This is a genomic window from Limisphaera ngatamarikiensis (assembly GCF_011044775.1).
Lineage (GTDB): Bacteria > Verrucomicrobiota > Verrucomicrobiia > Limisphaerales > Limisphaeraceae > Limisphaera > Limisphaera ngatamarikiensis.
This window is the reverse complement of the sequence record NZ_JAAKYA010000079.1, coordinates 61335-71378: the sequence shown is the minus strand read 5'-3', so window position 1 is coordinate 71378 and position 10044 is coordinate 61335. Positions and strand designations below refer to the sequence as shown.

Genomic DNA, 10044 nt, shown 5'->3' with positions numbered 1-10044 from the left:
CCTACCACACGTAACAGAGCAGTTCCCCGCCCAGGTTTTTCCGCCGGGCTTCGTATCCGGTCATGACCCCTTCCGACGTGGACACAACGGCAATGCCCAGGCCACCCCGAACCCGGGGGATCTCCCGGGCTCCCACATAGCGGCGCAAGCCGGGCTTGCTCACCCTCTGCAGCCCTTCAATGACGCAGCGTTTCCCCCGGTACTTCAGGTGGAGTCGCAGGGTCTTGACCTTGTCCCCCACGACGTTCCAGTCCGCCAGGAACCCTTCCTTCTTCATCACCGCGGCAATGTTTTCCTTCAGCCGCGACCAGGGCACCTCCACCACCGGATGCAGCGCGCGGGCGCCGTTCCGGATCCGCGTCAGCATGTCAGCAATGGGATCCATAGGGCATCACCAGCTGGCCTTGATCACTCCCGGAATCAGACCGTTCAGGGCCGCCTCCCGGAAGGTCAGCCGCGAAAGGCCGAACTTCCGGATGTACCCGCGACGGCGGCCGGTGATCGAACAGCGATTGACCACCCGCACCGGGCTGGCGTCCCGGGGCAGCTTGGCCAGCCCCACGTAATCGTGCCTGGCCTTCAGTTCGGCCCGCAGGGCGGCGTACTTCTGCACCGTCGCCATCTTCCGCTTGTTTCGCTCAATCCACGATTTCTTGGCCATAACAGAGTCTTCTCCGCAGGCATGCCGAACCACCGCCTTACCGGCCGGCGGCAAATGGCAGTCCCAACAACCGCAGCAAATCGTACGCCTCGGCATCCGTCCGCGCCGAGGTCACAAAGGTAATGTCCATCCCCTGATGCCGTTTGATCTTGTCCAGGTCGATCTCCGGAAAGATCGTCTGATCCGCGATCCCAAAGGTGTAATTGCCGCGTCCGTCAAAGCTGCGCGGGGACAATCCCCGGAAGTCGCGGATGCGCGGCAGCGCCGCCGACACCAGACGATCGAAAAACTCGTACATCACCTCCCGGCGCAGCGTCACCCGACAACCGATCGGCTGCCCCTTGCGAAGCTTGAAGTTGGCCACGCTGTGCCGGGCCTTGTTGATGGCCGGTCTCCGCCCGGTGATCAACGCCAGATCCCGCGCCGCATCGTCCACCGCCGTCTTTTCCAGCTCGGCCTTGACCCCCATGTTCACCACGATCTTCACCAACCGCGGAATCTGATGGGGGTTGGTGTAGCCGTACTTTTCCCGCAACGCGGGGACGACCTCCTCGATGTACTTCTGATAAAGTCTCGGTTTCATGAACGGGACTCAGCCGGTAAACCCTCCGTTGTCCTTCTCACGAGGCGGCCGGCGCGCCCTTCCGCGCCCGCCGCGCCTCGTACACGTCCACCCGCATCACGTTCGATACGTGAATGGGGCCCTCCCGCTCGATAATGCCCCCCTGGGGATATCTCTGGCTTTTGCGCACGTGCCGCTTGATCAGGTTGACCCCCTCGACCAGCACGCGCTGCCGCTTTGGGTCGACATGGATGATCCGGCCGCGCTTGCCCTTGTGGGCCCCCGCGATCACCACCACCTCGTCGCCACGTTTGACGTGCAATCCACCCATGGCTCCTCAAATCACCTCCGGGGCCAGCGAGATGATCTTCATGAACTTCTTTTCCCGAAGCTCACGAGCCACCGGCCCGAATATGCGCGTGCCGCGCGGGTTGTTGTCCTTGTCGATCAAGACCACCGCGTTGCTGTCGAACCGCAAATACGACCCGTCACTGCGCCGGATCGGATGCCGGGTCCGCACCACCACCGCGTTACAGACGTCCCCCTTCTTCACGATGCCATCCGGGGCGGCGGCCTTGATGTGCACCTTGATCACGTCGCCCACACGGGCGTACCGCTGGTTGCGCCCCAAGACCCCGATGGCCCACGCCAGCTTGGCTCCCGTGTTGTCAGCCACTTCCAGATGCGATCGTACCTGCAGCATAACTCCCTCCGTCAGGTCTCCGCCCGTTCCAAAATCTCCACCAGGCGCCAGCGCTTGGTTTTCGACAACGGCCGGGTCTCCACAATCCGAACCCGGTCCCCCACCCGCGCCTCGCCCTTTTCGTCATGGACGTAGTACTTCTTGTACGCCTTGACCACCTTGCGAAAGCGCGGATGCGCAAATCGGCGTTCCACCCGGACGACAATCGTCTTCATCATCCGTGCGGAGACCACCTCGCCCACGCGCTCCTTCCGATGACCGCGCTGAACCGCCGGTGTGGGTTGCGTCTCCACCATAAAAACCTCCGTCATTTCGCCTGCCGTCGCAGTTGCGTCAATCGCGTCTCCAGCCGCGCAATGTCCCGGCGCAGCAACCGCAGCCGCGACGGTTTCTCCAATTGCGCCGTTGCCTTCTGCAGGCGCAGGTTGAAAAGCTCCTGGCGCAGTTCCCGCAGCCGGGCCTGCAGTTCCGGCATCGTCATTTCCTGCACCTTGCGCCACTCGTCCCTCTTCATACACGTCTCCAACTGGATGCCCTCCAAACCCTCTCAACCGTGGGCATGCCGCGTTACAAACCGGGTTGCAATCGGCAGCTTGCTCGCCGCCAACCGCATCGCTTCGCGCGCCACCGACTCGGGCACCCCGTCCACCTCAAACAGAATCTGCGCCGGCCGGACCACCGCCACCCAGGATTCCACGGGTCCCTTGCCCTTACCCATGCGGGTTTCCAGCGGCTTTTTTGTGTAGGATTTCTGCGGAAACACACGGATCCACAACTTCCCGTGCCGCTTCATGTGCCGCGTGATGGCCACGCGGGCGGCCTCGATCTGTTTGGTGTCCAGCCAGCACCGCCCCAGCGCCTGTAGACCGTACTCACCGAAAGCGACCGTGTTGCCCCGGTAGGCGATGCCCGCCCGGCTGCCCCGGTGCATCTTTCGGTACTTCACCCTGTCCGGCATCAACGGCATGGCTCAAACCCTCCTGTTCAGGCGTTGGTTTTGGTCCCGTTCACCGACGCGGTCGCACCCGGCACGGTCCGACCCCGGTTGGCCGCCGCCGGGCCCTCGCCAAAACACACCCAGCACTTCACACCGATCCGGCCGTACACGGTGTTGGCCTCGGCAAACCCATAATCAATGTTGGCCCGCAGCGTGTGCAGCGGCACCCGGCCCCAGTGGTAATGTTCCACCCGGGCCAGCTCCGCACCGCCCAGACGGCCGGCGCAACGAATCTTGATCCCCTCGATCTTCACGTCCCGACAATCTCGCGCCGCCTGGATGGCCTTCTTCATGGCCCGCCGGAATGACACGCGGCGCTCCAGCTGCAGCGCCACGCTCTCCGCAATCAGCTGGGCCTCCACCTCCGGTTTGAAATTGTCGTCGATGTGGATGTAGATCTCCTTGCCCGTCATCCGGGCCAGATCCTCCTTGATCCGGTCGATCTCCGCCCCCTTGCGCCCGATCACCACTCCGGGCCGCGCGGTCCGGATCGTCACACGGCACCGATTGGCCGCCCGCTCAATCAAAATTCGGGAGACCGAGGCCGACTCCAGCTTCTTCTTCAGGTACTGGCGGATGGCGAAATCCTCGGCCACCAACTTCGGGAAATCCCGTTTGTTGGCGAACCACTGCGATCGCCAGTCCTTGTTGACGGCCAGACGAAAACCGATGGGATTGGTCTTCTGACCCATATGCGCAAAACCGTTTTAGTCCGTGCTCAACACAATCCGAACGTGGCAGTGCCGTTTGCGGATCGGACCCGCTGACCCGCGCGCCTTCGGAATCCACCGGTGATAGGTCACGCCCGTCTCCGCCACGGCCAGACGAACCCGCCAACGCTCCGGCGGCACCCGCTCCATCTTGCCCTGTCGGGCCAGTTCCTCCGCGTTGGCCAGGGCCGAGCGCAACGTCAACTCGGCGTACCGGGCCCCCTTCCGCGGAATGAAGCTCAGCAGCGCCCGGGCCTCCACCGCCGGAAGACCCTGAATCTGCCGAACCACCTCCCGCATCTTTTGCGCCGACATCGGCACGTTCCGTGTGACGGCGTACACTTCCATATCACTTCTCCGCCTTGGCCGTGTGCGCCCCGTGCTTGCGGAAAGTCCGCGTGGGCGCAAATTCTCCCAGCCGGTGCCCCACCATGTTCTCCGTCACAAACACCGGCTGAAACGTCTTCCCGTTGTGAACGTTGAACGTCAGCCCCACAAAATCCGGGGTGATCATCGAGCGGCGGGACCAGGTGCGAATCGGCGCACGCGACCCGCTGGCCCGTGCCTTCTGGATCTTCTCCATCAGGCTCGGATCAACAAACGGACCTTTTTTCAGCGAACGACCCATGGCTCGTTATTTCCGTTTCATTGGCAACCCGTTCCGGCGCACCAGGATGAACCGGTTCGACGGCTTGTGCCGGTCCCGGGTCTTCCCACCCTTGGCCAACAAACCCCACGGCGACGTCAGTTGATGCCAGCCGCCACCCGACTTGGCCTTGCCCGCGCCACCACCGTTGGGATGGTCCACAGGGTTCCGCGCCACGCCACGGGTGATCGGCCGGATCCCCAAATGCCGACTCCGACCCGCCTTCCCCAAAACCACGTTGTTGTGGTCCAGGTTCCCCACCTGCCCGATCGTGGCGTAGCAGTTCTCGTGAATCAGGCGAATCTCACCCGAGGGCAGCCGGATCTGGGCGTACCCGCCGTCCCGCGACATCAACGTGGCCGCCGCACCGGCGCTACGCACCAACTGCCCTCCGCGACCCGGGACCAACTCGATGTTGTGGATCTGCATGCCGATCGGAATCGCCTTCAGGGGAAGGCTGTTGCCCACCTCCGGGGGCGCGTCGGGGCCGCTCATCACCTTGGCGCCCACCTTCAGCCCGTTGGGCGCAAGGATGTAGCGTTTTTCCCCGTCGGCGTATTGTAGCAACGCCAACCGGGCCGACCGACACGGGTCGTACTCAATCGCCACCACGGTGGCCTCGACCCCGTGCTTGTCCCGCTTGAAATCCACCAGGCGGATCTTCTGTTTGTGTCCTCCACCGATGCCGCGCGCGGTGATCCGACCATACATGTTGCGGCCGCCGGTCTTCTTGCGCGTGACGACCAGCTTCTTCTCCGGCCGCGTCTTCGTGATATCACTGAAGTCCGCGACCGTCATGAACCGCAACGACGGCGTCAGCGGTCGAAAAGTCTTTACAGGCATAAAACGTGCACTCTTTCGTCAGCCACTTTGGAGCAGCGGACCATCAGTCCCGGCCCTCCCGGGCGCGGTTATCGGCCCGCCAACATGGTGCTGTCCGTGTTTCGCACCCCGCCTTTCGGGGCGAAACGGAGCACGAAGTATAGCAACCGCCCGTCCCCGCGCAAGGGGTTTCTTTGCAAAAAAGATCCGCCCGGGATCGCCGACCAAATCCCGCCACACGCCCGGCTTGCCGGATCTCAAAACGCGTCCCGCCGGGAACCACCATAACCTGCCAGCCGTGCGCCCGGATTCCCAGCTGTTGGCGACGTCCTCCCGCGAGCCCCGCCACGCGGGGATCCTACACCGGCGAACCTCGGCATTCGGACCCCCACCAAAACCGCACCTCAAGCATCACTCAAAGCACCGCCGCCATTGGGTCGCCCCCGCTGCCCGGCTCGGCCGTGCCGCTTGTGGCCAGCGCCGCGGCGATCCACTGCCACGGCCCTTTGCAATCCCATTGGGCCGTGTCGCTCCTCATCGGTCCCGGCGAATCGCCTCCAGCAGCAGCCCACCTCATCGCGCCACCCCACGGTCCCTCAAAGCCCGGTCACACAACCCTTCTCGGGACCGCAGTCGACACCTCCTCCTTGAGCAAGGCCCCGTGAGATGAAGACTCCCGTGTTCAGCCACTTCTTTCTCAACGGCCCCTTACAGAGACCCGACCCGTGGCCCTGATTCCTCCCGCCCTGTCCAGAGGCCAAAAGGATCCGCCCAACGCAAGGCCGCCGCGTCAACGTGAAGGGCCGCCATTGCGTCCCGGCCGATCGAAAGGAAATCCTTTCGGCCGCTCTTCGGGCCTTTCCTCTTGTCACCGTGGCCGGGCCCGATACCTTGCCCGCATGAAACGAACCTTGCTCAGCATCGCAGTCCTCACCGGTGCGCTCATGATCGGGCACGTTCGCGCCGCCGAAGTCGAAGAGGGTTTTGTCCCGTTGATGGATGGCAAGACCTTCAATGGCTGGCGCAAATCGGCGGAGAATCCGGACAGCTGGACCATCGAGGACGGCGCCTTTGTCGCGCACGGACCACGGTCGCACCTTTTCTACGAGGGAGATGGCCGGCCCTTCAAGAACTTCCATCTAAAGGTCGAGGTCATGACCGAGCCGGGCTCCAACGGTGGCATTTACTTCCATACCCGTTACCAGGACCGTGACTGGCCGCGCGCCGGTTTCGAGTCCCAGGTCAATTGCACACACTCCGACTGGATCAAAACCGGCAGCCTGTACGGCATTGTCAACATCGGCCACGCCTTCTCCCAGGACCGGAAATGGTGGACCCAGGAAATCATTGTGGAGGGTCGGACCGTTACGGTGAAGGTCGATGGCATCATCGTGCTCCAATATGTGGAACCCGAGGGCGCCCAGCCGGGCCGGCCGTTCGAACGAAAACTCGGCGAAGGCACCTTCGCCCTCCAGGCCCACGACCCCAACAGTGTCGTGCGCTACCGCAACATCCGCGTCAAACGGCTCGACTGATCCGCTCAACCATCCGCAGTCGAACCTTCACTTTAACGACGGGCGGTCCGCTTTCCAGGGCCGCCCGTTCCTTTTGCTCAAGCCCAAACCCGCGCCGCCCGCGCGCATCGGGCCCGGCCGGATCCCGGGCCGGGACAAGCCCCTTCACCCCGCTCTTGCCACCCGGCGGCAGGGGCGCCACCTTTCTTGCATGAGCTCCAGCAGAACGATTGCAACCTGCCTGGCCGGCTGCCTCCTTTGGGGACTTCGTCTGGCCGCCGCCGAAGCCGGCACCACACTTCCCGGTGACCGCATCCCCACCCCGGAGGGGGAGTGGATCGTACACCCCATCCAGCACGCGACCTTTGTCCTGGGTTGGCAGAACCACGTCATTTACGTGGACCCCGTCGGTGGCGCCAACCGGTTTGCCGCCCTGCCGCGGCCCGACCTGGTGCTCATCACCGATATCCATGGCGACCACTTCAGTGTGGAGACCCTCCAGGCCGTCTGCACCCCGGCCACACGGCTGGTCGCCCCGCCGGCCGTTGCGGAACGCATCCCCGACAGCCTCCGAAAAGCCACCACCATCCTCACCAACGGGGCAAGCACCCAGCTTATGGGGCTCACCATCCAAGCCGTGCCCATGTACAACCTCACCCCGGAACGTCTCCAGTATCATCCCAGGGGACGCGGCAACGGTTATCTGATCACGGCCGGTTCCAGCCGCGTCTATATCAGCGGCGACACCGAAGATATCCCCGAAATGCGGAGCCTCCGCGACATTCACATCGCTTTCGTCTGCATGAACCTGCCATACACCATGAGCGTGGAACAGGCCGCCGACGCCGTTCGATCGTTCCGACCCCGCATCGTTTACCCGTACCATTACCGGGGATCCGATTTGGAAAGGTTCCGCGCCCTCGTCGGTCAGGACTCCGGCGTGGAAATCCGCCTGCGGGACTGGTACCGGCCTTGACCCCTGCCCGCCACCCACACGCACCCGCCCAACGCCACGGCACTCGGCGCGAATCACCCCGGACTCTTTCCCACAACGACCTTTTGGAGAGCACCTCACCGGCATCGAGTCCACACCCGCTGCCGAAGAGAAGAGAACCCGCCGGTGCCGCCAATAACCGCAGGGCTCCACGACATCCCCAGGTCTCGGCACACCGGCGCCGGGCCTTGCAGAACTCCACATGAACCGGGTACGGGCCCCGGCTGAGCCCCATGAAGCCCCGCCGGGCCATACCGCGCAGCCCCGCCCCGCTTCCCCACCGATCGCTTTGACCCCATGCAGCCACCCGCCCCGGACCCTGGTCTCTGGCTTCTCCGTTCCGGGGTCTCCCGGTTTTTCAAGCCACCACCAGTGGTTCCGGAAACGGGCATGCTGCGACCAGGGCCGGCGCGGGTGCACTCTTCACCCGTATCCGGTGCCTTCTCCGTTCTGTCACTCCGGGCATGAACCGACCCGGAGCGACCCCGGGACCTCTGCCGGGCCGCGAAGCCTTCCCGCACGGCGACCTTCACGCATCCTCTGCCCGGCCGAGCTCTGGCGGTTCCTGAAAGTTTGACAGGGTCGGAACCGGCGAACGTCCACGGGCCCATCCCGGGCCCCTCCCGGCCGCTGACGAAGATGCCATCGCCCTGGTGGACTTTCCGCTTTGGGCCCTGCGGCCCGGGCCCTTACACTGCGCCGCCGAACGAATGTCGCAGCTGCTGAAATCATCAGGCGCCATGGCCGTGGCCACGTTGACCAGCCGCATTCTCGGCATGGTCCGTGAGATGGTGTACGCGCGTTTCATGGGGGACGGATGGGTAGCCGGCGCGTTCCAGGTGGCCTTCACCATGCCCAATCTGTTCCGTCGGCTTCTGGGCGAAGGTGCCCTGACCGCGGCGTTCATCCCCATCTTCAAACAAAAGGAACGCAGCGGTGACACCCGGGCGATGTGGCAGGCGGCCAATGCCGTGATTTCCGGGCTGATCGTGGCGGCCGCGGTGATCATCGCCCTCGTGTTGCTGGGCGTGTCCCTGGCCCTTGAAATCGGCGCCTGGGAAGCACGAGTGCACCTGATGTTGTCGCTCTTGCGGATCATGTTCCCCTACATGCTGCCGGTGTGCCTTACCGCCGTGCTCATGGGCATGCTGAACGCCCGGGGGTATTTCTTCATTCCGGCCATGGGCGCCACCATGCTGAACGTGGTCATGATCGCCTTTGTGTTGTGGGTGGCCCCGCGTTGGGGTCATGAGCTGCACGAGCAGATTTATGCCCTTGCATGGGGCGTGCTCGTGGCCGGGTTGGCCCAGGCAGCCTTCCAATGGCCGGCACTGCATCGGGAGGGATTTCGATACCAGTGGGTGCCGCCCTGGCGTGATCCGACCGTGCGCGAGGTGGTGCGGCGCATGGTGCCCGGCGCCATCGGCGTGGCGGCCTTCCACATCAATGTCATGATGGTGCAGATGCTCGGATTGTGGGTGGACCAGCCCGGCGCGCCCGTGATCGCACCCTACAACTACGCCGTACGTCTGATGGAGTTACCCCAGGGCGTGTTCGGGATCTCCGTGGCCACCTATCTGCTGCCCACGCTGTCCGGCCTGGCTGCCTCCAAGGACTGGCAGGCGTTCCGCCATTCGCTGCGGCACGGCATCGGCCATCTCCTGGTGGTCAACACCTGGGCGGCAGTCATGCTGGTGGTGTTGGCCGAGCCGATCATCCGGCTGCTGTTCGAAGGGCGCCGCTTCGGGCCCGACGCCACCCTGCGCGCTGCGTGGGCCCTGCAGTTTCTCGCCCCCAGCCTGGTGGCGTATTCGGTTGTCAACGTCCTGGCCCGGGCCTTCTATGCCCTGGACGACACCTTCACACCGATGCGCATCAGCATCGTTTGTCTCACCATCAACCTGGCACTTTCCCTCCTGCTGGTGTTCCCCCTGCGGCAAGCCGGTTTTGGACTGGCCAACACCATGACCTCCGCGCTCAACGCGGCCCTGCTGGCCTACGCCCTGCGCAAAAAACTCCGCCGGTTGGATTGGAATGAGCTGCGCCGCGCGGCCCTGCGCCTCATCGGTATCGCCCTGATCACCGCGGTTATCACGGGGTTGGTCTGGCACTGGACCAGAGCCCGGTGGAGTCCCGAGACATTGTCCGTCCGCATCGGCCAGGTGTTCGTCCCGGCGGTTTTCGGCACTCTCGCGTACGCACTGCTGGCATGGGCGGCGCGCCTCCCCCTGGCCACCGAAATGGCCGCCCTGGTTCAATCCTTCTTATCCGCGCGAGCCAACCCCGGCCGCATGCACCGCTGAACCTCACGCCCCGCCAGATCGCGGGTCCGTACAGGTCTGTCGACATTCCGCCACGGCCCCCGCTCCCGCCTCGGAAAATCCGTTGATTCGCCCGGGGCTGCATCGTACACGTGGAAAAGGCCCCGGCGGGGG

At 64.3% G+C, this 10044-nt stretch carries 15 protein-coding genes; 3 read left to right on the top strand and 12 right to left on the bottom strand.

The annotated features are described in order from the left end of the window. Position 1: 1 nt before the first annotated feature. The 12 genes from rpsH to rplB are packed head-to-tail and all read right to left on the bottom strand — an operon-like array spanning position 2 to position 5122. A complete protein-coding gene (gene rpsH, locus G4L39_RS11790) occupies positions 2-385 on the bottom strand; it encodes a 30S ribosomal protein S8 (protein WP_165108384.1) in 384 nt (127 codons plus the stop codon). Between the two features lie 6 nt (positions 386-391). Further along, positions 392-661 (bottom strand): 30S ribosomal protein S14, encoded by a 270-nt coding sequence (gene rpsN, locus G4L39_RS11785; RefSeq protein WP_165108383.1) that lies wholly within the window; start codon positions 659-661, stop codon positions 392-394. Between the two features lie 37 nt (positions 662-698). Beyond that, positions 699-1244: a 50S ribosomal protein L5 gene (rplE, locus tag G4L39_RS11780; RefSeq protein WP_165108382.1), complete on the bottom strand. Its 546-nt coding sequence runs from the start codon at positions 1242-1244 to the stop codon at positions 699-701. 37 nt (positions 1245-1281) lie between these two features. After that, positions 1282-1554, bottom strand: a complete 273-nt coding sequence (rplX, locus tag G4L39_RS11775) for a 50S ribosomal protein L24 (protein ID WP_165108381.1) — start codon at positions 1552-1554, stop codon at positions 1282-1284. 6 nt (positions 1555-1560) lie between these two features. Next, on the bottom strand, positions 1561-1926 hold the full coding sequence (gene rplN, locus G4L39_RS11770; RefSeq protein ID WP_165108380.1) for a 50S ribosomal protein L14: 366 nt from the start codon (positions 1924-1926) through the stop codon (positions 1561-1563). An 11-nt stretch (positions 1927-1937) separates the two neighbouring features. After that, positions 1938-2237 carry a 30S ribosomal protein S17 gene (gene rpsQ, locus G4L39_RS11765; protein ID WP_165108379.1) on the bottom strand — a complete coding sequence of 100 codons (300 nt, stop codon included), beginning with the start codon at positions 2235-2237 and terminating at the stop codon, positions 1938-1940. Continuing rightward, positions 2234-2440 (bottom strand): 50S ribosomal protein L29, encoded by a 207-nt coding sequence (rpmC, locus tag G4L39_RS11760; protein WP_165108378.1) that lies wholly within the window; start codon positions 2438-2440, stop codon positions 2234-2236. Before rpmC ends, rpsQ begins: the two co-directional genes overlap by 4 nt. A gap of 33 nt (positions 2441-2473) precedes the next feature. Then, positions 2474-2893: a 50S ribosomal protein L16 gene (gene rplP, locus G4L39_RS11755; RefSeq protein WP_165108377.1), complete on the bottom strand. Its 420-nt coding sequence runs from the start codon at positions 2891-2893 to the stop codon at positions 2474-2476. A 17-nt stretch (positions 2894-2910) separates the two neighbouring features. Further along, the gene (gene rpsC / locus G4L39_RS11750) at positions 2911-3615 is read right to left on the bottom strand and encodes a 30S ribosomal protein S3 (protein ID WP_165108376.1); all 705 of its coding nucleotides are present in this window, start codon (positions 3613-3615) and stop codon (positions 2911-2913) included. 15 nt (positions 3616-3630) lie between these two features. Continuing rightward, positions 3631-3981 carry a large ribosomal subunit protein uL22 gene (locus G4L39_RS11745; RefSeq protein WP_165108375.1) on the bottom strand — a complete coding sequence of 117 codons (351 nt, stop codon included), beginning with the start codon at positions 3979-3981 and terminating at the stop codon, positions 3631-3633. Position 3982: 1 nt separating this feature from the next. Further along, the gene (gene rpsS, locus G4L39_RS11740; RefSeq protein WP_165108374.1) at positions 3983-4261 is read right to left on the bottom strand and encodes a 30S ribosomal protein S19; all 279 of its coding nucleotides are present in this window, start codon (positions 4259-4261) and stop codon (positions 3983-3985) included. A gap of 6 nt (positions 4262-4267) precedes the next feature. Continuing rightward, the gene (gene rplB, locus G4L39_RS11735; RefSeq protein WP_165108373.1) at positions 4268-5122 is read right to left on the bottom strand and encodes a 50S ribosomal protein L2; all 855 of its coding nucleotides are present in this window, start codon (positions 5120-5122) and stop codon (positions 4268-4270) included. 878 nt (positions 5123-6000) lie between these two features. On the opposite strand from rplB, the gene G4L39_RS11730 reads away from it, so the two are divergent. From G4L39_RS11730 to murJ, 3 genes are all read left to right on the top strand, one after another. Beyond that, positions 6001-6636: a 3-keto-disaccharide hydrolase gene (locus G4L39_RS11730; protein ID WP_165108372.1), complete on the top strand. Its 636-nt coding sequence runs from the start codon at positions 6001-6003 to the stop codon at positions 6634-6636. 190 nt (positions 6637-6826) lie between these two features. After that, positions 6827-7591, top strand: a complete 765-nt coding sequence (locus G4L39_RS11725) for an MBL fold metallo-hydrolase (RefSeq protein WP_165108371.1) — start codon at positions 6827-6829, stop codon at positions 7589-7591. 728 nt (positions 7592-8319) lie between these two features. Further along, positions 8320-9912 (top strand): murein biosynthesis integral membrane protein MurJ, encoded by a 1593-nt coding sequence (gene murJ, locus G4L39_RS11720; RefSeq protein WP_165108370.1) that lies wholly within the window; start codon positions 8320-8322, stop codon positions 9910-9912. Positions 9913-10044 lie beyond the last annotated feature (132 nt).

What these genes read in the sequence shown, in the direction of transcription:
- rpsH (WP_165108384.1), bottom strand. Translation starts at nt 385, where the DNA reads ATGGATCCCATTGCTGACATGCTGACGCGGATCCGGAACGGCGCCCGC.
- rpsN (WP_165108383.1), bottom strand. Translation starts at nt 661, where the DNA reads ATGGCCAAGAAATCGTGGATTGAGCGAAACAAGCGGAAGATGGCGACG.
- rplE (WP_165108382.1), bottom strand. Translation starts at nt 1,244, where the DNA reads ATGAAACCGAGACTTTATCAGAAGTACATCGAGGAGGTCGTCCCCGCG.
- rplX (WP_165108381.1), bottom strand. Translation starts at nt 1,554, where the DNA reads ATGGGTGGATTGCACGTCAAACGTGGCGACGAGGTGGTGGTGATCGCG.
- rplN (WP_165108380.1), bottom strand. Translation starts at nt 1,926, where the DNA reads ATGCTGCAGGTACGATCGCATCTGGAAGTGGCTGACAACACGGGAGCC.
- rpsQ (WP_165108379.1), bottom strand. Translation starts at nt 2,237, where the DNA reads ATGACGGAGGTTTTTATGGTGGAGACGCAACCCACACCGGCGGTTCAG.
- rpmC (WP_165108378.1), bottom strand. Translation starts at nt 2,440, where the DNA reads ATGAAGAGGGACGAGTGGCGCAAGGTGCAGGAAATGACGATGCCGGAA.
- rplP (WP_165108377.1), bottom strand. Translation starts at nt 2,893, where the DNA reads ATGCCGTTGATGCCGGACAGGGTGAAGTACCGAAAGATGCACCGGGGC.
- rpsC (WP_165108376.1), bottom strand. Translation starts at nt 3,615, where the DNA reads ATGGGTCAGAAGACCAATCCCATCGGTTTTCGTCTGGCCGTCAACAAG.
- G4L39_RS11745 (WP_165108375.1), bottom strand. Translation starts at nt 3,981, where the DNA reads ATGGAAGTGTACGCCGTCACACGGAACGTGCCGATGTCGGCGCAAAAG.
- rpsS (WP_165108374.1), bottom strand. Translation starts at nt 4,261, where the DNA reads ATGGGTCGTTCGCTGAAAAAAGGTCCGTTTGTTGATCCGAGCCTGATG.
- rplB (WP_165108373.1), bottom strand. Translation starts at nt 5,122, where the DNA reads ATGCCTGTAAAGACTTTTCGACCGCTGACGCCGTCGTTGCGGTTCATG.
- G4L39_RS11730 (WP_165108372.1), top strand. Translation starts at nt 6,001, where the DNA reads ATGAAACGAACCTTGCTCAGCATCGCAGTCCTCACCGGTGCGCTCATG.
- G4L39_RS11725 (WP_165108371.1), top strand. Translation starts at nt 6,827, where the DNA reads ATGAGCTCCAGCAGAACGATTGCAACCTGCCTGGCCGGCTGCCTCCTT.
- murJ (WP_165108370.1), top strand. Translation starts at nt 8,320, where the DNA reads ATGTCGCAGCTGCTGAAATCATCAGGCGCCATGGCCGTGGCCACGTTG.